The organism is Microcoleus sp. CAWBG27, assembly GCF_020883145.1.
Classification (GTDB): Bacteria; Cyanobacteriota; Cyanobacteriia; order Cyanobacteriales; family Microcoleaceae; genus Microcoleus.
This window is the reverse complement of record NZ_JAHREU010000037.1, coordinates 17381-37284: the sequence shown is the minus strand read 5'-3', so window position 1 is coordinate 37284 and position 19904 is coordinate 17381. Positions and strand designations below refer to the sequence as shown.

Genomic DNA, 19904 nt, shown 5'->3' with positions numbered 1-19904 from the left:
AATGTTTTTTGTGGTGAGCTCAAAAATCTATGAAAAAGCTCCGACTTCCCCAAGCTAGCGCTGTAGGTAGGCGGAGCATTCTATCAAAGTTGTCAGTCGATTTTAGATTTTGGATTTTAGATTTTAGATTTTAGATTTACTCTCTCATGCAATTTGGGAGCTTGAACCTTAGTCTAAAATTTTGAACTCGACCCTAAACGAGGGTCGGGGGCTGGTACCCATTGTTGGGCGGGGTTATCTGAGAAATCGGTGAATTGTGATAGAAATTACTACATTTTATTGAGCTGCGATCGCAATTCTTCCAACTCCGCGTCAATCACCGGACTCGACTCCGAGCTACTAGGAGCCGCAGCAGTTTTACCCGCAGCCGGCAATTGACCTTGAGACACAGAACCTCCGCTCAGTTGAGCCTTCATCTGAGCTAACTCGTCGTCAACATCGCCACCACTTTCAAGCAAGCGGAACTGTTCCTCTAAATTGCTCCCGCCAGCCGCCAGCTCTGCGGAAGCTCCCGCCCGGGCTTCTATCTGCAAAACTTTTTCTTCCATGCGATCGAAAGCTGCCATTGAACTGCCAGTATTCAAGGTGCCAATGGTATTGTTGAGCTGTTCCTGAGCCTTAGCAGCAGAAATCCTCGCCTTGAGCATATCCTTCTTAGTCTTGGCTTCGGAAATCTTGCTCTCCAAACCGATCAAGTTGCGTTTGAGGCTTTCCACTTGACCCGATTGCTGTTCCAGACTCGCTTTCAGCGTAGCAGCCGTTTCAGCGTGAGACTTTTTGCGTACTAGAGCTTCGCGGGCTAAAGTCTCGTCTCCTTTTTGCAGGGCGAGTTGAGCGCGCTGCTGCCACTGGTTAGACTGGGATTCAGCTTGATTGTACTGAGTCTGGGTGCGCTTTTGGGTGGCGATCGCGCTGGCAACGGCTTGACGCAACTGCACCAAGTCTTCCTGCATATCGGTAACGGATTGTTCTAAAATCTTTTCCGGGTCTTCAGCTTTGTTGACCATATCGTTAAGATTGGCTCTGACGACTCGGCTAATGCGGTCAAATAATCCCATAATGCTATTTTTCCTGGGTGAGGTGTACGAAGTAGGCCCAAAGCAGGCTGATAGCGTTAGCCCGCGATGGTGAGACTCAGTTGGTCAGATTTTTAGTGCGATCGAGCTTTTGGCAATTTGGCAAACATATAAATACAGTTTAAAGCGATCGAGTCAGTGGTGCAGCCAAGCTAATTGATGCACCTATATATTGAGTTTAACTTCGATCCGGGAATTCCCCAATATGCTGGTTGGCCATCTCTAGCTGCATAGTTGAGAAGTTTGGCCAATTATCCCAACTATTGTTGTGTTGAGTGGGGTTTAGGATGTGGGTGGCTCGCCCGACGGCAATTTTGGTGTATTCTTGCCCGGAAGCATTTGTGTTTTCATCGCCGCCAACTCAGCATCGACATCGCCAGCAGCTTCGAGAGAGAGAAACTTCTTTTCTAAATCGTTTGTTCCAAGTTCTGCGATGGCTTCGGAGCGAGCTTCTAGCTGCATGACTTTCTCTTCCATTTTTTCAAAAGCACTCAAAGCACTGCCGGTACTGAGATTTCCCATCATTTCTTGCAGCCTTTCCGAGGATGCGGCCGATCGAGCTCGGGCAATGTACATATCTTTTTTTGATTTTGCCTCGGAAATTTTACTTTCGAGCGATCGCATATTTTCTTTAAGTTGAGTAACCACAGCGTTTTGCTGTCCGAGACTGGCTTTCATCGCCGTTGCCGTTTCTTGATAGGATTTCTTGCGCGTCAGAGCTTCCCGCGCTAAATTTTCCTCGCCTTTTTGCAAAGCTAGCTGTGCCCGCTGGTACCATTCTGTTGCTGTGGACTCAGCTTGGGAACACTGGCGTTCGGTGCGTTTTTGAGCGGCAATGGCTCCTGCTACGGCTTGTCTGAGCTGGATTAAATCTTCCTGCATATCCATTACAGCTTGTTCCAGAATTTTTTCTGGATCTTCGGCCGCTCCGACCAAACTGTTAATATTGGCTCGAATCACTCGCCACAGGCGATCGAATAATCCCATTTTACCTATCTCCCGATTTTCTTAAATTTTAGATTTAGGACTGAAAATTAATACTATTATTTGCCATTTTCGATCGATCTTGTGTGCGATCGATTAACCACAGTAAGATTAGTTCGTAGTGTGGACTTTAGTCCGCAGCTTTTTGCCGACTGAAGTCCGCACTACAAACCGTTTTTGTTATGGTAATCGACGGCACATGATATGACCATCCCAAAAATAGGTACAAGCCCCCAACGCGAGCGTCAGGGTCGATTCCCAAATTTTAGACTAAGGAATGAGAATTAAATAACTTACAAATTGATGGTTCTTGTGGGATGGGCCCAAAGAGCCCGTCTTTTCATGACGGGCTCTTTGGGCCCATCCCACTTTCCTTATGTAAATTATTTAATTTGCGATCCTAAGAGTTAAATCTCCCAGATTCACTGCGCTGCCAGCAAATCTCAAATTTAAAATTTAAAATCTAAAATCGATTTACTCGTCAGCGCAAGGTTTGGATCGGGCGCCTAGAGTTGCATTCTGTCTAGAAACTTGTCTGAGTAAAGAAAATTTTGTGTTAGACAAAACATTCATCATCCTCTGGCTTTGTCTAACAATTTAGTTGAAGTTTTCGATCGTTTGCCGAGTTTAGGGCTGATAGTATTGCGGCTTCACCCCTTTTGCTTGGAGTTCCTTTGCCAAACGTTCTGCTGAGGCAGAATCGTTCAAAGCCCCCATTTGAATTTTGACACCCTTTGAGAAGTTCCGCACGTAGGCATCGGGAACTGCGGTTCTGGCTTGTTGCAGCGCTTTTTCATTGGTGTAATCGGTGACAACGTAATAAAAGCCGTCGCTAGCCCGTGTCGGTCTTCCTAGCGGGGCTGCTGCGGCCGGGGCTGCTGTGGCTGTCGGGGCTGCTGCTGTCGGGGCTGCTGCTGGCTGGACTGGAGAGGGTGTGGGAGGCAGTGTCGGCAGTGTCGGGACTGTCTGGGCGGCGCTGGGGCTGGGGCTGGGAAGCAAAGCGGTACTGATATTGTTGAGTCCTTGTTCCCTACCTCTGGCCGGGTTGCCGTCTTCTGTCGGAATTGGGACAGCGCCGATGGGGGCAGGAGGTGCTGGCGGATTGGGGGGGATTGATGCTTTGGGCGATGGGGAAGCAATGGGGCTGGTTGTGGGATTGACGTTGCTGAGAGTGTTCAAATCTAGCTCGACAAATTCTTTGGATGCCAAATTTGGAGCTTTCGGCAGTTCCTTGCTGCTGCTATCTATGGTTGTAGCTGCCGGACTTTCGTTAGTAGAGGGGGTTGTGCTTGTACGATCGAGAAAACGGTTCAAACCTGTCATTTTAACCAGACTTGACGGGTGCATCACTGCGTAACCCAAAGCTGTGCACGACAACAGAAACAGCAACATCGAACTCAGTCCCAAGGGAGTTAACAGACTCGCGGCCAAACTCCGTTCTTCCGCAGGCTCAGCTTTTGCTGCGTCCAAACTCTCGATCAGTTTTTCGCTGGATTCGAGATAATTGTTGGGTGCAAAGGTATTGCTAGATATTTTTGTCCCACCCAGGGTAGTTGCTAGCGGGGAATCGCCCTGGACGCCGCCAAGGGATAGGGGCAGCGACAGCGGTTGCTGGGCTTCCTCCGCAGCCTGCGGTAGGTTTTGGCTTTTTTGTGGCTCGGTTGTGGCTGTTGGCTGGCCGCTGCGAACTGATGGCGACACCCACTGTTCGGCGCGCCGCCTGTGTCTTCTGTATGTTGTCAGTTCTGCTTCCAGGTTGACATCCAAACACCCCAGGACAGCTTGCAAAGCAGGTTTGATTGGGGTTGATGAGGATTGACTTGGGGATTCCACTGAAGAACGCTTACTCATTAGCAAAACTCCTACCGCCTCTGAATTGATTTTAATGTTTTGATTCTAAAGTTGACACTCTCAGCGCTCTTGGCGACTGAGATTCTTAAGAAATTTCGTTCTTAATATCCCTATTACTAGGGTTCTTGGGCGCAATCCTCTTGCCAAAAAATGGTGGGCTGCTATCCTTGCCTTTCAGCAAGCTCCTCAAGCGTTTAAGGGGCTTAGCCCTTGGTTCCGTGGAGTCCCCGCGTACCTTGAATATATGGTAGGCATTTGCTTCCCAGGTTTACACCTGTGTATCCATCCCAACAATAGAGTGTAACGGCAAAAGCCCTTTTTGCACTGCTAAAAATTTTAAAAATCAAGAAAGATTCACGGCGGTTCAAACCGCCCGTGCCGCTTTCATCGAGCGGTATAAAGACTCGCTCGTTTTCCGCTTGCCGAACTTTTTTTATCAACAAGAAGCTTTAAAACTTGCTTATTCTAGGATTAGCTGCTTTTGGTGTCAAGGCAACTGCTGCCTTTAGGCCCCAAGTGTCGATCGCCATTTGCTCTGTTTTCATTTTCGTTTGACAACTTAATTCTTGCTGTGTCCCGGAGCCTGCTTACCAGAAAGAATTGGTTGAAAGCCCGCCCGCCTTCGAGGGAGAAATTAAAATCAGACTATTCATTACTCCAATCCTCGGACTGAAGGGTAGAGGTAGCTCTCGAACGGTCAACGGTCAACTGTCAAGCGGTCAACTGTCAACTGTTGAACAGACTCTCAGCAGATTTTGGCATGGGAGCAACCGTTTATTTAGAAGATCTCATAGTCGTTCCGTATTTGTTCTTTTGCTTGATCCCTGACCCTTTATAAACTTTTAACCTGTCTTTTTCGCTACAAAATGAGGAAGGACTCAGGTGATTGTTTCTATATATAACAAGATTATAAATAAATCATTAAGGTTGATTGTGCTTCGGGGATCGCTATAACCCAGACAGGATAAGGGCTGGGATGCTCTAAAACCTCCTAGCTCTACACAGGAGAATTAGAGATGAAACTGATTTCCGCCAACACTTTTATGAAAACCCCATTAATTTCTGCTTGTCGTCACTGCCGCCACTATACCCCTGAGGGGAGACGCGGAGGAATTTGCGATCTGTTGAGCGCGCCGGTGCAAAGTCAGTGGAAAGCTTGTTCTTTGGCGGTTTCGCCTTTTGGGGCATCTTGGGAAAACATCACAGAAATTGAACTGTGGCAAGAACAGACTGCGACTCCGCATGAGACCGCTGTTACTGTTTCTGAACGTAATGCCTGCCAGTTGACAGGTACAACATTAACCGAAAAATCAGCAGCAGTCTCGGTTTAGTCCGTCGGCAACAGGACAGATTGTATCATTTTCGATTGGCGATTGGGAAATCACTGATAACTATTATGATTTGGATCTGGCAAAGCAGTTTCATTCTTTTTGCGAAGTGGTATCGATACTGATACTTTTGGACGATCGACTAAACTCGGTCATTCAACTCACAGCAATCAATGGTATGTGTAACTTGAATGAGGGAATCCCAAAACTCATTTCTCGATCGAGCTACGGCAGCCAAGGATATTGACTAAAATCGGGTTCCCGTTTTTCCAAAAAGGCTTGTTTGCCTTCGGCACCTTCCTGGGTCATATAATACAGCAAAGTGGCATTTCCAGCCAGTTCTTGGAGACCGGCTTGACCGTCACAGTCGGCATTAAAAGCGGATTTTAAACAGCGGATCGCGATCGGACTTTTTTCGAGAATTTCCTCAGCCCACTGCATTCCTTCGAGTTCGAGTTGTTCGACGGGTACGACGCAGTTGACTAAACCCATTTCTAGAGCTTGCTGGGCGCTGTACTGACGGCACAAAAACCAAATTTCTCGGGCTTTTTTCTGGCCGACAACTCTGGCGAGATAGCTGGCCCCGAAACCGCCGTCGAAACTGCCGACTTTGGGCCCGGTTTGCCCGAAAATAGCATTGTCAGCAGCGATCGTCAAGTCGCAAATTAAGTGTAAAACGTGACCGCCGCCGATCGCATATCCTGCAACTAAAGCAATCACAACTTTGGGCATCGATCGAATCAACTTCTGCAAGTCGAGCACGTTCAACCGGGGTATGCCACCTTCGTCTACATATCCCGCAGAACCTCGCACGCTTTGGTCGCCACCAGCACAAAAAGCGTATTTGCCGTCTGTATGAGGCCCCGCACCGGTGAACAGGACAACCCCGATTTTGGTATCTTCACGGGCATCAGTAAAGGCATCGCACAATTCCTGCACGGTTTTGGGACGGAAAGCGTTCCGTTTGTGAGGTCGATTGATGGTAATTTTGGCAGTGCCGCCACTTTTTTGATACAGAATGTCTTCGTAGGTTTTGGCCGTTTGCCATTCAATTTGCATAATCAATCAGTCGATTTTAGATTTTAGATTTTAGATTTTATAGCCTTTCTTAGTAACATCAGATACTCATAGGGCATTGGGCATTGGGCATTGGGCATTGGGCATTGGACTGAAGAACATACCTCACTTATTGGAGAACCGCTATAGATTTTAGATTTACTCGGCAATTGAATTACCTGAGTAGGAACTTTAGTCTCAATTTGGGGGAGCATCCACTCACTCAACAGCGTCGGGGGCTTGTACCCGTTGATTCGGGGTTAAGTTGAGATTAAAGAGGGAGCTGGGGCGATCGAGGCCGGAATAATTCGCTTTTAGATTTTAGACGTATTCGGTTCAATGGGATACAAAGGTCGATCGACTCTTGGGAAAAAAATTAAGCGGGACTGGTGGCCCAAACCGACTTGTTCGCCCCAAAAAACTGTAAAGCGCTCTTGTTGCCGGTTAAACAACCCGGTTTTCACTACAAGAGCGCGCAATTCCCCTCTCCCGTGCTAACAGTCTCAAATTTTGAAGCAGCAAATAATTTATATGCGTTGCATTATTTGCGCGTTAACAGAGACAGCAGGTGTTTTGCTGCTTTGGCAAATACCGGATCCCGGGATTCAAATTCGCTGGGAGCTAGTAAAGCTTTAACTTCGGCAAAGTCTTCTTGGTTGAGAGTTCCTTCTTTGGTAAATAAAGTGTCTACGACTGCAATGTGTCTGGAGTCGAGGCCGAGCCGATTGCCGATCGACTGTAAGTACATTTGCTCCCTCAGGTCGATGTGTCCGTCTACCGCTGACATTTCGTAGCCGGAACCGATGAGCAACAGCTTTTCTGATTCTGAGAAGAAAGCTGTCAGAGTTAGCAGTTCTGTGGGGTTGAAGTAAACCTGCTGTTTGGAGATTCCTTTGACAAGGCGCTGAATTAGTTCTATCCGATCGGGGTCGCCACTAGCAAAGGCTTTGAGAGTCTTTTGCAGCCGTTCTTCTTCTTCAACTGCGATCGTCCTGTCGATAATCATCACTCCGCGCAGGATGGAAATCAGAGCAGTTAGAAAGACTACCAAAGGAGTGATATCTTGCTCGCGGAGCTTTTGGCGGCTAATCCGGGACAACAGCTCAACAACTTCAGTGCTAATCAGGGTGGTGTCCATAATTCAAAATTACTCTGGATGGGCTGTAGTGTAACTTTATTTCTCGATCTTAAGTGTTTTCAGCTAGGCAAGTATGCCATGAATTCTGTAAAAAACTTGTTTTCTTAGCGATCGTACTTATTCTTTCCACAGCAAGTGGATACGTAAGACTATATTAAGTGCTTTCATTTACCAGAAAGAATTGGTTGAAAGCCCGCCCGCCTTCGAGGGAGAAATTAAAATCAGACTATTGATTACTCCAATCCTCTTGTTTCTAGGTAGAGGTCGCTCTCTTGCTGTCAACTGTCAACTGTCAACTTTCAACTGTCAACTGTCAACTGTTGAAGTAGGTATACCGTGAATTTGCCAATAAAGCCGTTGTGTATTAGTGATTCTCATTATGCTATTCACCAACACTGGATGAGTAGGGCTGTGGAACTGGCACGAGCAGCCGGTGATGCGGGCGAAGTGCCAGTAGGTGCTGCAATTGTTGACGGTGCTGGCCAATTGATTGCCGAAGCGCAAAATCGGCGAGAGCGAGACTGCGATCCGACTGCTCATGCTGAAGTCTTGGCGCTGCGGGCGGCGGGCAAGGTTTTGCAAGACTGGCATCTCAATCAATGCACGCTTTACGTGACCCTGGAGCCGTGCCCGATGTGCGCTGGTGCGATCGTACAAGCTCGGATCGGTTTGCTGGTATACGGAGCAGATGACCCGAAAACTGGCACAATTCGCACGGTGGCCAATCTTCCAGATAGCGCGCCTTCGTGTCATCGCTTACAGGTACTCGGCGGTATTATGGAGTCTGTTTGTCGAGAGCAGTTGCTTGCTTGGTTTGAAGCCCGCCGCCAAAATTAACAGGTAAACTTTTTTACTCTCCCATAGCAAATGTTTAATCGAATTTGACTCTTTAACTGAAATAATAGGAATTGCCCGATCGAGCTTTTTCGGCGGTTGACCCCGTCTAAAAACGGATACTTGCTTGCCGGCACTCGTCGCGGTGCACTCAAGATTTTAGACTTTTGCTCAAACTCCCAGATTCATCTGTGGCATAAATCTCAAATCTAAAATCTAAAATCCCTTGACGGCTGTGCGGTAGTGGTGTCGGCTGGGATCCTGTTTTACCTGCTTACAGATTATCTGTTTTGGGTGCGATCGCTTGCGGAGGCAAAGGCCAATAGCAAAAGTGTCCCCATCGAAAGACTAAAGATTTGCCAAGCAACATATCTTTAGACTCTATATATCGATATAGCAGGGTAATTGCCATGCGTCATACTGCCGCGATCGCCATTGAGTCCAGTAAATCATCTCTAGTGAAGCCAATGCCTGCCAAGGTAGCATCTAATACCTCTCGCGTTTCTCCTTGGTTAACCTCCTTGTTCTATCCGCTAGGTCACTATATTGTCCTACCGTTTTATTTTGGCAAGATTAGGATAACCGGACAGGAACACTTGCCGAAAGACGGGCCCGTAATCTTAGCCCCGACGCATCGTTCCCGGTGGGATGCGCTGATGATGCCCTATTCAACGGGACAGAAGGTGACTGGACGCGATTTGCGGTTTATGGTAACTGCTGATGAAGTCAAAGGAGTGCAAGGTTGGTTTATCAGACATTTGGGAGGCTTTCCTGTCGATATCAAGCATCCAGCAGTTAGCAGTCTTCGTTACGGCGTGGAGTTGCTTCTCGACAAGCAAATGTTGGTGATTTTTCCTGAAGGTGGCATTTTTCAAGATGGTGAAGTTCACCCTCTCAAGGCTGGATTAGCTCGTTTAGCCCTGCAAGCGGAGTTGAGCACCCCTGGCTTGGGGGTGAAAATTGTACCGATGAGTATTCGCTATCGCCCGCGCATTCCTCGATGGCGTTCTGAAGTGAAAATTGCGATCGGTGCTCCGATTTCTGTGGCAGATTATGCTAATGGTGGTAGTGGTAAAAAAGAAGCAAAATTGTTGACGGCCGAACTCGAAATGGCTCTTAAAACTCTTGATGACAGTTAACAGTTGACAGTTGACAGTTGGCAGTTGACAGTTGATGGTTGGCAGTTGGCAGTTGACAGTTGATGGTTGACCGAAGGAAGAAGGAAGAAGGAAGAGGGAAGAATTAATTGTGATATAATATTTTTTGGTGCTGTTGAGAGTTGTGGCACTTATTTTACTTGGTTGTGTCTGTATTAAGAGTCAGCATTAATGGATTGTGGTTTGAACTTTAAGCCTGGTCAAATTGTTAGTTTGGAATGTGGAGATGCGTGCCTGCATTCAGAGGTAATTCAAGTAGTTGAAGCACGTCAAATTTGTTGGGTGCGCCCTTTGATGTTGGTTGGATTCGTTTCGGGGAAGGATTTCCCCCAAAGCTGGCCGGAAGAATACACTTTATCGGATTTGCGAGATGGTTCTGATTTGCTGTGGCCGCTGAGTTTGTTTCGGGCGGCGCTGGATACGGAGGTGATTTCGCTGTTGACCCAGTTACAGTATCTGGACTCCGATCGCAAGGATAGCACGATCGCCTCTCGGCAACTTAGAGATTTTGTCGATCGAGTTTGGGCAACTTTTCCGAGTGCTTTTAATTAGTTAGTTGTGATTGGTTATTAGTTATTAGTTATTGGTAGCATATGACTAATCCCAAAAAAAGATGTTTGTAGTGAGGACTTTAGTCCGCAGAATATCTCAGGACTAAAGTCCTCACTACAAACCAATTTTATAACGAATAACAACTAACAAAAAATTAATTTAAAAGACGGCGTGAGAAAGTTCTGCCGGATCCAGATTATCATGAATAACTTTACCGTCGCGGAACCAGACAACCCGGCGAGTTTGACGCGCTACATCCGGTTCGTGAGTTACCATCACAACAGTCATGCCGGCTTCATTAAATTCTGTAAAAATATCCATTACTTCTTGAGTAGTTTTCGTATCCAATGCACCAGTCGGTTCATCTGCAAGCAACAACACGGGACGGTTAACAATAGCCCTGGCGATGGCTACCCGCTGCTGCTGTCCTCCTGATAGTTGATTTGGTTTGTTTTGCAGCCGACTTTCCAGCCCTACTTTGGTTAAAGCTTCCACTGCGCGTTCGCGTCTTTCTGATGAGGGAATGCCTGCATAAACCATCGGTAACATGACATTTTCTAATGCTGTTAGTTGAGCTAGCAGGTGAAATTGTTGGAAGACAAAACCTAATTTTAAATTGCGAATTCCGGCTAATTCTGATTCGGGCATTTGGGCGACATCTACGCCGTCTAGGTAGTAACTGCCGCTCGTAGGTCGATCGAGACAGCCGATAATATTCATAGCTGTAGATTTGCCTGAACCGGATGCGCCCATAATTGAGCAATACTCTCCTTGCGTTACCGTCAGGCTGATCCCGTTGAGGGCGCGCACTTCTAAGTCGCCGATGCCGTAGACTTTGGTTATGTCTTTGAGACCGAGGATGACGGGTTTTGAGGTGGCTTGCAGGTCGAGGTGTTGGTGGGTCTCGGTTTGTAGTTCAGGCATTTGTTTTTATGTGCGATCGACACAACTTACTACTAAGTTAACACTTCTGAGCGGTTTTCGGGGGTGGAAGGGCGATGTTTGGACGGTTGCGGGACTTATGCACGGGTAGTCAGAAACCGGGTTTTTTGACGTAAATAATTCGTTACAGCGTGCAGAAACGATAAAAATCCGGTTTCTTTGGTGTTGGTGAGTAAGTCCTAAATCAAACAATTTGTGGCTTAAATGCGATCGGGATCGATGTTCAATTCGCGCAGTTTTGCTGCTAAACGTTCGGCTCTTTGAACTGCTTGTTCTGCACGCTGTCTTTCAAAATCCCTTTCTTCTCTCAATTCTTCAGGAGAAACGAATGCTTCTCCATCTGGTCGGTAAATTTCCAACCCATCTTCACCCAACTCAAATCGTACTCCCAATCTAGGACTGATCCATCCCTCCATCGGCTCAATTACTTCTAAATTACCTTCAATTCTTTGCCAACCACTCAAATCATTATTTTCTGGATCGTAAAGGTAATATTCCTCGACTCCATAGCGATTGTAAAATGAAAGTTTTTTGTCCATCTTGATTTGGCGATCGTTATGAGAGCGAATCTCAAATACGACTTGGGGAGCAATATTATCTTCGAGAAATTGCATATAAGAAGGTCGCTCGCCCTTTGGTCTACCAAATATTACCATCGTATCCGGTGCTTGAGAAATGTCTGGTCTACCTTGAACTGGATACCACAGTAAATCGGCTGCTATAAAGACGTTTGGGTCATTTTTGAACAGCGATTCGCAGCCTTCTTTGATTTTGACAATTAATTTGTATTGAATTGTGCTTTCTGCCATTGGTTGACCGTCGCTGGAAGGATAAATGATTTCTGCGGTTGTGACTTGCATAGTGGTTGTCTCCGAAAAGTAGGGACACATATTAATTGTACTAGATTGAGTGATATTTATTGAGTTACTGAGTCATCCGTTGTTGCGCGGCTGGTGACGGATATGCACCAAATTCTATGAAAAATTGTCGCTCTCTAATCCGCTCATTGTTATTAAATTCTAGAATTCGTGCTGTCACTTCTCCAATATCTGTTCTCGGTTGAATTACGGCTTCATCTAAGCGAAAATGTTCTCCCCAAAAATCTCTGCGCGGGTTGAAAAAGCGCATCAATTCTCCAGTGCGCCGAACAATTGAACCCAAATCGGTTCCTTTGTGGAGGTTGCAAAAAACGCAAGCATAAGCGAGGTTATCTGCTGTCGTTTCTCCACCATGTTTGACGCTGATGATGTGGTCAACTGCACAACCGGAACTATCTGCTTCTGCAATTAAACAGTACTCGCAAAGTCGATCGGCACGAAGAGTAACTAAACGCCTCAGTTCGACACTAATGTAAGGACGAGACATAAAAAACCTACTCTTTAACGACGTGTTTGCGAGCGACTGCTTTGATTAGCCTTAACAGATGTTCGACTACTAGAAAGTTGTCCAATTCGATGTTTTCCTCGCGACTCAAGCCTTCATTGTTGTGTGCATAAATTAGGTCGGCGATATGCTCTTTTGCTTCTTCGGATAGTTGAAAGTTGAGAATGCTTTCGGGAGTAGCGCCAGCAGCAAAAAACTCAACTATTTCTGCATAAGCTTGGGGGATTTTAGTGGCTGTGGTCATAATTTGTTTCTCCTTTTTTTGTTTGTATCACAGCTTGTCTAGTTTTGCCAATTGTTTCTCGGCAAAGTTGCGGACTTGTTCATCTGGATCGTTGACAAATCGATCGCGCAATATTTCTAATGTTTTTGGGCGATCGAGGTATTGTTTAACCATGATTTTAAGTGCTGTTTTTCGAGGGTTAATTTGAATGTGCGAATTACCTTCAAAAGGATCATTTATAGCAAGATCGCACAATAATTCAAATATTTTATTGTCATTTTTCCATCCCTGTGATAATTCTTCGATTGCTGCATCTCGCACAAACGAATTATCATCTGATTGAGTAAGTTGTTTGAGCCAAGGTAGGGTTTCGGGAGCATCTTTCCACCCCCGTGCTAATTCTTCGATTGCTGCTCTTTGCAGGAACTGATTATTATCAGATTGAGCGCATTGTTTGAGCAGAGGTAAGGTTTCGGGGTCATCTTTCCACCCCAAGGCTAATTTTTTGACTGCTTGTCTCACAACCCAATCATCATCAGATTGAGCACATTTCTTGAGCAGAGGCAAGGTTTCGGGGTCATCTTTCCACCCCCGGACTAATTCTTGAACTGCTGCTTGTCGCACAAACAAATTATCATCAGATTGGGCTATTTGTTTGATCATAGGTAAGATTCCTGGGTCATCTTTCCACCCCCGTGATAATTCTTGAAGTGCTGCTTGTCGCACATGATGATTCTTATCACCTTGAGCACATTTTTTGAGCCAAGGCAAGGTTTCTGGATCATCTTTCCACCCCCGTGCTAATTCTTGAACTGCTGTTTCTTGCACATGATGACTCTTATCACATTGAGCATATTGTTTGAGCCAATGTAAGGTTTCGGGGTCATCCTTCCACCCCCGTGCTAATTCTTGGACGGCTGTTTCTCGCACCTCTAAATCATCACTAGATTGAGCTATTTGTTTGATTACAGATAAAGTTGTTGGGTCATCTTTCCACCCATGTGCTATTTCTTGGACTGCTGCTTGTCTTACAAACGGACTACCATCACTATCATCAAATTGAGTCCGTTGTTTGAGCCAAGGCAAGGTTTCTGGGTCATCTTTCCAGCCCCGTGCTACTTCTTGAACGGCTGTTTCTCGCACACCTAAATCATTAGCAAATTGAGCCTGTTGTTTGAGCCAAATTAAGGTTTCTGATTTGTTCTTGTACCCCAGTACAAATTTTTGGACGGCTGCTTTTAGCACATCCGAATAATCATCAGATTGAGCTAATTGTTTTAGCCAAAGTAAAATTTCCGGGTCATCTTGCCAAGTAAAGCCGATCGCATTTACTGCTTGAGTGCGAATTTCCTGAACTAGATCTGCTTCTTCTTCATAACACTCATAATGGTAAATGAGATCGTACTTTGTTAACTCTTTTAACCGCTCAAGCAATTGACTATCAACCCCAGCAATCTCCTTTCTATTCCTCACCTCATCCAAACACTTCGCCGCCAAAAACAGATTAGCCAACTTTTGAGCTTCCCCATCCTGCTCCATCAAAAATTGAATCAATTCCCCTGTCAACTTTCCAGCAATCAACCCCGCAATCAAACACAAAACTTCCTGCCAAGATTCATCATCCCAGTGCGGGCCGAAAACTTCAGCTTTCAACTCATCCAGCGAGAGTTCTAAAGCCTGAACCCTGTTCACCACTTGCGATGCACAGAAATATTCCAAGAAAGTTCGATGCACAAACCCGTAACTGTCCGCACCCAAATAACATAAAATAAAATTGCGGGTTCGCAGTTGATTGATGATTAACTTCGCCCGGTTTCTCGGTTGGTCAAAATCTTTATTCTTCAGATATGCTGTCAGAATATCCTCCAAATCTTCCGCACTAATAATATTGCCCGCCAACCCTTCAGGTGCTGCTTGCATTTTCCAAGCGACTCGCCGCAGCATTTCTTGCTTGTCTTTCGCATCAATCGTTTTTGGATCGAGCCTGCTATCCTCTACTAAAGACCTTTCCACATCCCATTGATACAGCAATACCCGCGAAGCTTGATTGTAAAGTTCTGCCCTGTCTCTCGGCAATTCTTGACTGCGATTCAAAATCGCCATAATCGTTAACAATAACGGATTTCTGGCTAAATCTTGAATTGTTGATGAATACTCTAGCGCTCTTTTCATCCGATCGCAAATTCGCACTTTTTCCCTAGCATCCGTAAAAGTCAACTCATGCCAGCGGTGCACAAAATCCTGAATCTGTGCGGGATTCAAGTCTTGGATGATAAAGTGATGGAACTGGGCATCTTGCAACCGTTGAGGTTTGTAACCAATAATCCGAGACGTGACAATCACCCGCACGCGCGGATACTCGTTGGTAAACCGATGAATCGCGGTAATTACATCTTCTCGTTTCCCCGAATCGAAAATTTCATCTAATCCGTCGAACATCACCACAGCGTCGCCGGCTTTAAGTTGTTCGTGCAATTGATGCTGATTCAAGTCACAAATAAAACCCGAGTTTTTGTGGCAAAATTCCAGGAAATTCTTGCAATGTCCTGATTCCAGGTTGCGAATGTAAATCCGCAATTCTATGAGCAGCGGAATCGGGAGAGATGTTACGCTATTTAAAGGCGATCGCGCCCAGGTTAATGCTAAATATTGTAACAGAGTAGATTTGCCCGCACCCGGATCGCCTAAAATCACTATGTAGGGATAATTTGACTTGTCATTGATGACATCTAACACGGATACGATCGCCTGTGAAAAATAACCGCGTCGATATTTCTCTACATTCTCAAGTGCGATCGCCTCTAATCGATCGCTATCTTCCAACCGCCGTTGATGTTCCTTGGGAATTTCGTAAGCTTGGGGCAGAAAAGACTCGTAAATTAAGCGCACATCTTGGAAAATAAAGATTTGCCAAACTTTCAGCTTTTCGCGATAATCGTAGGTATTGCTATCGACGCTGCTTAAATCCAGATTGCTGTAACGTTCGCACAAAGCCTCTTGATATTGCCTCAAATCAAAATCGGGGATTATCCCAGCAATTTCTTGAGTGTTTTTCTGAATGCTGTCCAGATTTTGAGCATTCAAGATATCCCGCAAGTCTTTTGAGTCAAAGAGAATTTCTTGAACTTCGGCGAGATACTGATTGGCGATGGTTTGCCACTTAAATCTGGCGGGTAAAGCTGCTAAATCTAGTTGAGTCCAGGTTTGTTCGAGAAGTTCTGCATCTAGAGATTCGCGATCGCTCTCAAAGGCTTTACCCAAAATTTCCTTAACTGACTTGTTGCCTATAAATTTTTTAACATCTTTAATATACAGCTTTATCTGTTCTTGGGAAAGTCCGCTGATTTTTAACTGCTGTTGCACTAACTCCAAAAACTTTTTGAGGGCTTTCCCCCCTGCGACTTGTCGCGGATCTTTTTCGCCAAATAAGACGTTTTTTAGGGAATCTTTAAAAAAATCTTTTACTAAATCCTTCGCGCCGTCTACTGCCAACTCTTCTAAGATGGGTTTAACGAGAATGCCGACTCCTTGCGTTACCCCCCAGACGACAAGCCAATCAATCATAAAGCTAGCCCGACAAATAAATTTATCTCTATAATATAGCAATTTTCAGTGAGTCGTAAATTTTTGACTTCCCCCAACTCTCCCCGCGACTTCGAGGAGGTGGATAGTTTTATTATCAGGATAGGAAATATAGCGGTTTTCACAAAGATTCGCGGACGTTGTTGGGAAGAGAGCCCTCTTGATTTCAGCGGTTATGTAAGCTGTCAGCCATACCTCATCTTTTTGAGAAAGGCTATATAAAACTACTAAAGTATAACTCAAAGGTCGGCTTGCGCTTGGGCCAATATACGTTGTTACGCTCTTTGCACTCTTTCCTAATCTTATAAAGAGCGCTGAAGCGCAACTACGTACCTAATTTGTTTGACTGCAATAAAACTGCCATAGCGGCCGCCGAAAAATAGTTACATTTTTATATGTTTTTTGCTAGTTGCTTGTGCTATACTCTAATAATGGGAGTGTGAGAAATTTTAAATCTTAATGCACATATTTCCATTATTAAATGATATCATGTAAACTGCAAGAAGTAAAGCAATCTCTCCTCTAAAAAACGAAATTTTTTTTGAGATATCATTAAAAAAAGTAAAGCGCAAAATGGCTAAAATTGAGACAGGAAACTAGCGACAATTATGACATACGATTACGACTTGTTTGTGATAGGTGCAGGCTCTGGCGGATTGGCGAGTTCTAAGCGGGCGGCATCCTACGGGGCGAAGGTGGCGATCGCCGAAAATGACTTAGTAGGCGGCACCTGCGTCATTCGCGGCTGTGTACCCAAAAAACTCATGGTGTACGCTTCAACATTTTCGCATTTGTACGAAGATGCGATCGGCTACGGTTGGAGCCCTGTAGAAACCAGCTTCAACTGGGAAAAACTCGTCACCACTGTAGATACAGAAGTGCGACGACTCAGCAAACTCCACATCAGCTTCCTCGAAAAAGCCGGAGTTGAATTAATCTCAGGATATGCCAAATTTATCGACCCCCACACTGTCGAAGTTGGTGACAAAAAATACACCGCTGCTAAAATCTTAATTGCTGTCGGCGGCGAAGCTCACAGAATCGATATTCCCGGCATCGAACACGCGATCACTTCCCGCGAAATCTTCTTGTTAAAAGAGCAGCCGAAACGGTTGGCAATTTTGGGCGGCGGCTATATCGGCGTTGAATTTGCTTGCATTATGAACGGGTTGGGAAGTGAGGTGACTCAAATCATCCGGCGCGATCGCATTTTGCACTACTTTGACGAAGAACTTCGCGCCAACGTCCAAGAAGGAATGGTTAAGCACGGCATCAATTTTGTCACAGGAAGCTCGATCGAATGGATTGAGAAAACTCCCGAAGGCTTAAAGTTACAATTGTGGGGAGAATCCCAAGAAACCTTGACAGTAGACGCGGTTTTGTGCGCTACCGGACGATCGCCAAATTTGGAAAAACTGGGCTTGGAAAATGCGGGAGTTGAAACCGAGAAAGGTGCGATCGCAGTTACCAAAGACAGCCGCACCAATCAACCGCACATTTTTGCTGTCGGAGATTGCACCAACCGGATCAATTTAACGCCAATTGCGATCGCCGAAGGACGCGCTTTTGCAGATACCGAATTTGGCAACAATCCGAGAGCAATCAGTCACGAAAATGTCGCATCAGCGGTATTTTCCCAGCCGGAAGCTGCTACAGTCGGCTTAACAGAAGAGCAGGCTAGAGCCAAATTTCCCGACTCAATTAAGTGCTACACAGCCAAGTTTAGGCCGATGTTTCACGCTTTGACAGGTGCAGATGAAAAGACTTTTGTCAAGTTAGTTGTTGAAACTAATACTGACAAAGTTTTGGGCGTGCACATGGTTGGGAAAGACGCGGGCGAGATTATTCAAGGAATGGCGATCGCCGTTAATATGGGAGCTACCAAGAAAGATTTCGATTCGACGATCGGCATTCACCCCTCGACTGCTGAAGAGTTTGTGACTCTGCGATAAATCTTAAATCGGGAAACGGCATTGCCGTTTCCCTCCCTCTTCAACCCGCACTAGCGCCGTTATATTTAGGTATGTAGTTGCGCTTCAGCGCTCTTCGCGCTTTGCGCTGAAGCGCAACTACGTACCTTTGCCAAAGAATTTTAAATCCTTTGAACCTTTTTTGAACTTGTCCTGTCTAAACGCTTCAGATAACGAACAGGTGAGGGATACTTCACAGGTGTTAGGTGTGTCAGCCAATGTTTTAATCGATGATTGTTCCGACTCCTACTTAGTCGATCGGTGTTTAAAGGGCGATTCCCTACGGGATAGCTTCGCTTCACGTACTTGCTTTCGTCACCTTTACCAACGCTACCAACAAAAAGTCAGGTCAACCCTTTACCAACTCTGCGGTTCATCACTTCTAGACGACTTAACCCAAGAAGTATTTCTGCGAGTCTGGAAAGGATTACCCAAACTCAAACAACAGGAAAACTTTTCAACTTGGCTCTATCGCATTACTTGGAATGTGGCATCTGACCAAAGAAAAGCATTTGCCAAACAGCATTCTTTTGACTCCCAACTCAAAAATCAAGAAACAATGGATAGTGTTATTCCCAATAATAACACATCCGGCTTGATGCAGTTGCACTATCAAGATTTAGTGCAACGAGGACTGGAGCAATTGAGCTTTGAACACCGCACTGTTTTGGTGCTGCACGACTTAGAAGACATCCCGCAAAAAGAAGTAGCCCAAATCCTGGGACTACCAGCGGGAACTGTTAAATCTCGCGTGTTTTATGCCCGAAATGCCATGCGACAATTTTTGCAAAAACAGGGGGTAGACGAACTGTGAACGATGAAAATAGCGACAAAAAATTAGTGAATTTCTTGAAGCAAAATAGCCCAAAAGTTCCGGACGCTGCCCCCGATTTTGAGCAAAGACTTTTAGCAGCAATAGATAGGAATGACAGGGCGAGAGAGCTAAATCGTCTCGGGTATTCGCGATTTAGAGAGTCTAGTAAAAGCTCAAAATTCCTCCGTTTTCCCAAGTGGGGTTTTCCCGCTGCGATCGTCGCTAGCTTGCTAGTTTTTGGTTCGGGCTATCGCGTCCTAGTTACCGCACAATTACAGGCGGATGAAGCAGCTCACTTGGAAGCATTTCTGGTAAATAATTGGGAGGGTGTATTGAACGATTCTCGCACGGCAACTATGAGCGATCGCCCGCAAACAGATTTATTTGATTTCCCTGTTACTGCTGACACCGAACCCCAACAAATTAACTAATCTTAAAGAGGTAATTTTTCATGTCAATGCGCCAATTTTCTGCTATCGCAGTTTTACTGTTAACTCTCGGTACTACAGCCGCTGCAACAGCAGCTCCCAGCCCCGCTCAACCGGAAACAATTGCCCAAAACCAGCGTCCCAATCGAGTTGGTGGTAAAGAGAACGGGCTGTTTGACAAACTAAATTTAAGCGCCGAGCAAAAGCAGAAAATGCAGACTGTTCGCGATCGCTACAAAGACCAAGTTTCCCAGCGAATGCAAGCAATCCGCCAAGCCAGACAAGAATTGGAAACGATGATGTCTGGTACGACAGCAAACGTCGGCCAAATGCGCGACAAACACCGCCAAATCATGGGATTGAGGCAGCAGTTAGAAGAGGTACAATTTGAAAGTACATTAGCCATGCGAGAAGTGCTGACACCCGAACAGCGCAGCCAGTTCTCCCAAATGATGCAGCAGCGCAGGGAAGCTGCTAAAACCCGGAGACAAAACAGCCAAAAATCCCAATAATAGATCTCTTGCAAAAATACAACGCACCCCACCCCAACCCTCCCCGAAGTCGCGGGGAGGGGGTAAGATTATTC

Annotated in this window: 18 protein-coding genes; 8 read left to right on the top strand and 10 right to left on the bottom strand. The window is 45.6% G+C overall.

Features of this window, described 5'->3' with window-relative positions; genetic code table 11:
- Nucleotides 1–269: 269 nt before the first annotated feature.
- From QZ938_RS19955 to QZ938_RS19945, 3 genes are all read right to left on the bottom strand, one after another.
- On the bottom strand, nucleotides 270–1058 hold the full coding sequence (locus tag QZ938_RS19955) for a PspA/IM30 family protein (RefSeq protein ID WP_293352933.1): 789 nt from the start codon (nucleotides 1056–1058) through the stop codon (nucleotides 270–272).
- A gap of 300 nt (nucleotides 1059–1358) precedes the next feature.
- The gene (locus QZ938_RS19950; protein ID WP_293146802.1) at nucleotides 1359–2063 is read right to left on the bottom strand and encodes a PspA/IM30 family protein; all 705 of its coding nucleotides are present in this window, start codon (nucleotides 2061–2063) and stop codon (nucleotides 1359–1361) included.
- Between the two features lie 624 nt (nucleotides 2064–2687).
- A complete protein-coding gene (locus tag QZ938_RS19945; protein WP_293352931.1) occupies nucleotides 2688–3911 on the bottom strand; it encodes an SPOR domain-containing protein in 1224 nt (407 codons plus the stop codon).
- 1016 nt (nucleotides 3912–4927) lie between these two features.
- Here QZ938_RS19945 and QZ938_RS19940 point away from each other — a divergent pair.
- The gene (locus QZ938_RS19940) at nucleotides 4928–5242 is read left to right on the top strand and encodes a hypothetical protein (RefSeq protein WP_293336634.1); all 315 of its coding nucleotides are present in this window, start codon (nucleotides 4928–4930) and stop codon (nucleotides 5240–5242) included.
- Nucleotides 5243–5464: 222 nt separating this feature from the next.
- On the opposite strand, the gene menB is transcribed toward QZ938_RS19940, so the two are convergent.
- The gene (gene menB / locus QZ938_RS19935; protein ID WP_293146799.1) at nucleotides 5465–6298 is read right to left on the bottom strand and encodes a 1,4-dihydroxy-2-naphthoyl-CoA synthase; all 834 of its coding nucleotides are present in this window, start codon (nucleotides 6296–6298) and stop codon (nucleotides 5465–5467) included.
- A 538-nt stretch (nucleotides 6299–6836) separates the two neighbouring features.
- Nucleotides 6837–7433: a TerB family tellurite resistance protein gene (locus QZ938_RS19930; RefSeq protein WP_293352929.1), complete on the bottom strand. Its 597-nt coding sequence runs from the start codon at nucleotides 7431–7433 to the stop codon at nucleotides 6837–6839.
- 336 nt (nucleotides 7434–7769) lie between these two features.
- Between QZ938_RS19930 and tadA the strand changes: the two genes are divergently transcribed.
- The 3 genes from tadA (at nucleotide 7770) to QZ938_RS19915 (ending at nucleotide 9976) form a co-directional block, all read left to right on the top strand.
- The gene (gene tadA, locus QZ938_RS19925; RefSeq protein ID WP_293352927.1) at nucleotides 7770–8270 is read left to right on the top strand and encodes a tRNA adenosine(34) deaminase TadA; all 501 of its coding nucleotides are present in this window, start codon (nucleotides 7770–7772) and stop codon (nucleotides 8268–8270) included.
- 407 nt (nucleotides 8271–8677) lie between these two features.
- On the top strand, nucleotides 8678–9406 hold the full coding sequence (locus QZ938_RS19920) for a 1-acyl-sn-glycerol-3-phosphate acyltransferase (protein WP_293352925.1): 729 nt from the start codon (nucleotides 8678–8680) through the stop codon (nucleotides 9404–9406).
- Between the two features lie 201 nt (nucleotides 9407–9607).
- Complete coding sequence (locus QZ938_RS19915; RefSeq protein ID WP_293352923.1) at nucleotides 9608–9976, top strand: hypothetical protein; 369 nt, start codon at nucleotides 9608–9610, stop codon at nucleotides 9974–9976.
- A 159-nt stretch (nucleotides 9977–10135) separates the two neighbouring features.
- Here the strand turns inward: QZ938_RS19915 and QZ938_RS19910 are convergent, their stop codons facing one another.
- From QZ938_RS19910 to QZ938_RS19890, 5 genes are all read right to left on the bottom strand, one after another.
- Entirely contained in the window at nucleotides 10136–10900 is a 765-nt protein-coding gene (locus tag QZ938_RS19910; protein ID WP_293352921.1) for an ABC transporter ATP-binding protein, read from the bottom strand.
- 218 nt (nucleotides 10901–11118) lie between these two features.
- Nucleotides 11119–11778 carry a Uma2 family endonuclease gene (locus QZ938_RS19905; protein WP_293352919.1) on the bottom strand — a complete coding sequence of 220 codons (660 nt, stop codon included), beginning with the start codon at nucleotides 11776–11778 and terminating at the stop codon, nucleotides 11119–11121.
- Nucleotides 11779–11842: 64 nt separating this feature from the next.
- Nucleotides 11843–12283, bottom strand: coding sequence for an HNH endonuclease signature motif containing protein (locus QZ938_RS19900; protein WP_293352917.1), 441 nt, complete (start codon nucleotides 12281–12283; stop codon nucleotides 11843–11845).
- 7 nt (nucleotides 12284–12290) lie between these two features.
- Nucleotides 12291–12545, bottom strand: coding sequence for a hypothetical protein (locus tag QZ938_RS19895; RefSeq protein ID WP_293352915.1), 255 nt, complete (start codon nucleotides 12543–12545; stop codon nucleotides 12291–12293).
- 27 nt (nucleotides 12546–12572) lie between these two features.
- The gene (locus QZ938_RS19890) at nucleotides 12573–16088 is read right to left on the bottom strand and encodes a HEAT repeat domain-containing protein (RefSeq protein WP_293352913.1); all 3516 of its coding nucleotides are present in this window, start codon (nucleotides 16086–16088) and stop codon (nucleotides 12573–12575) included.
- Nucleotides 16089–16714: 626 nt separating this feature from the next.
- On the opposite strand from QZ938_RS19890, the gene gor reads away from it, so the two are divergent.
- The 4 genes from gor to QZ938_RS19870 all read left to right on the top strand — a co-directional run bounded on the left by gor (nucleotide 16715) and on the right by QZ938_RS19870 (nucleotide 19830).
- On the top strand, nucleotides 16715–18058 hold the full coding sequence (gene gor / locus QZ938_RS19885) for a glutathione-disulfide reductase (RefSeq protein WP_293352911.1): 1344 nt from the start codon (nucleotides 16715–16717) through the stop codon (nucleotides 18056–18058).
- Nucleotides 18059–18275: 217 nt separating this feature from the next.
- Nucleotides 18276–18890, top strand: a complete 615-nt coding sequence (locus QZ938_RS19880) for a sigma-70 family RNA polymerase sigma factor (RefSeq protein WP_293352961.1) — start codon at nucleotides 18276–18278, stop codon at nucleotides 18888–18890.
- Nucleotides 18887–19321, top strand: a complete 435-nt coding sequence (locus QZ938_RS19875) for a hypothetical protein (RefSeq protein WP_293352909.1) — start codon at nucleotides 18887–18889, stop codon at nucleotides 19319–19321. Before QZ938_RS19880 ends, QZ938_RS19875 begins: the two co-directional genes overlap by 4 nt.
- A gap of 20 nt (nucleotides 19322–19341) precedes the next feature.
- On the top strand, nucleotides 19342–19830 hold the full coding sequence (locus tag QZ938_RS19870; RefSeq protein WP_293352907.1) for a Spy/CpxP family protein refolding chaperone: 489 nt from the start codon (nucleotides 19342–19344) through the stop codon (nucleotides 19828–19830).
- Nucleotides 19831–19904 lie beyond the last annotated feature (74 nt).

Excerpts from the sequence above, each read along its gene's own strand:
- QZ938_RS19900 (WP_293352917.1), bottom strand. The coding sequence starts at position 12,283 with ATGTCTCGTCCTTACATTAGTGTCGAACTGAGGCGTTTAGTTACTCTT.
- menB (WP_293146799.1), bottom strand. The coding sequence starts at position 6,298 with ATGCAAATTGAATGGCAAACGGCCAAAACCTACGAAGACATTCTGTAT.
- QZ938_RS19945 (WP_293352931.1), bottom strand. The coding sequence starts at position 3,911 with ATGAGTAAGCGTTCTTCAGTGGAATCCCCAAGTCAATCCTCATCAACC.
- QZ938_RS19890 (WP_293352913.1), bottom strand. The coding sequence starts at position 16,088 with ATGATTGATTGGCTTGTCGTCTGGGGGGTAACGCAAGGAGTCGGCATT.
- QZ938_RS19905 (WP_293352919.1), bottom strand. The coding sequence starts at position 11,778 with ATGCAAGTCACAACCGCAGAAATCATTTATCCTTCCAGCGACGGTCAA.
- QZ938_RS19870 (WP_293352907.1), top strand. The coding sequence starts at position 19,342 with ATGTCAATGCGCCAATTTTCTGCTATCGCAGTTTTACTGTTAACTCTC.
- QZ938_RS19930 (WP_293352929.1), bottom strand. The coding sequence starts at position 7,433 with ATGGACACCACCCTGATTAGCACTGAAGTTGTTGAGCTGTTGTCCCGG.
- QZ938_RS19920 (WP_293352925.1), top strand. The coding sequence starts at position 8,678 with ATGCGTCATACTGCCGCGATCGCCATTGAGTCCAGTAAATCATCTCTA.
- QZ938_RS19955 (WP_293352933.1), bottom strand. The coding sequence starts at position 1,058 with ATGGGATTATTTGACCGCATTAGCCGAGTCGTCAGAGCCAATCTTAAC.
- QZ938_RS19940 (WP_293336634.1), top strand. The coding sequence starts at position 4,928 with ATGAAACTGATTTCCGCCAACACTTTTATGAAAACCCCATTAATTTCT.
- QZ938_RS19895 (WP_293352915.1), bottom strand. The coding sequence starts at position 12,545 with ATGACCACAGCCACTAAAATCCCCCAAGCTTATGCAGAAATAGTTGAG.
- gor (WP_293352911.1), top strand. The coding sequence starts at position 16,715 with ATGACATACGATTACGACTTGTTTGTGATAGGTGCAGGCTCTGGCGGA.
- QZ938_RS19950 (WP_293146802.1), bottom strand. The coding sequence starts at position 2,063 with ATGGGATTATTCGATCGCCTGTGGCGAGTGATTCGAGCCAATATTAAC.
- QZ938_RS19910 (WP_293352921.1), bottom strand. The coding sequence starts at position 10,900 with ATGCCTGAACTACAAACCGAGACCCACCAACACCTCGACCTGCAAGCC.